Source organism: Shigella sp. FC1967 (genome assembly GCF_001743005.1).
Taxonomy (GTDB): domain Bacteria; phylum Pseudomonadota; class Gammaproteobacteria; order Enterobacterales; family Enterobacteriaceae; genus Proteus.
The window spans coordinates 1-479 of the sequence record NZ_MIIZ01001208.1 but is presented as its reverse complement, the minus strand read 5'-3'; the positions used below and the strand labels follow the sequence as shown (position 1 = coordinate 479).

1 protein-coding gene is annotated in these 479 nt (G+C 42.8%); it reads left to right on the top strand.

Going from position 1 to position 479, the window contains the following annotated elements:
• Positions 1-479, top strand: a 479-nt coding sequence (locus BHE89_RS20270) for a 2-hydroxyacyl-CoA dehydratase family protein (protein WP_141008352.1), incomplete at both ends; no start/stop codon positions are given.

Sequence of the window (479 nt, the reverse complement as noted above, 5' to 3'; positions counted from 1 at the left end):
AAAAAATTGCACTGCAATTAGGGGAAATTTCAGGTCAGCCGGTGACAGACGATGGATTGAAAAGAGCCATCCATCTGTTTAATCAGCGCCGTCGCGCATTACGCGAGTTTTCAGATATCGCGGCACTTCATCCAAATTTAGTCACACCACAACGTCGTAATACCGTGATCAAAAGTGGTTATTTTATGGATGTTGTTGAACATACAAAAGCCGTTGAAGCCATTGTCGCACAATGCAAAAGCTTGTCTCTAGAACCTTGGAAAGGGCACAAGATTGTGGTTACAGGCATTATTGCGGATAGCCCTTCTATTCTACAAATTTTGGCTGATAACAAAATGGCAATTGTGGCGGATGAAGTCGCTCATGAATCCCGTCAATTCCGCCAAGATATTCCTGAAAATAATTCACCTTATGAAGCAATGGCAGAGCAAATTGCTCAGCTAGAAGGGTGCTCATTGCTGTATGACCCAGAGAAAAAA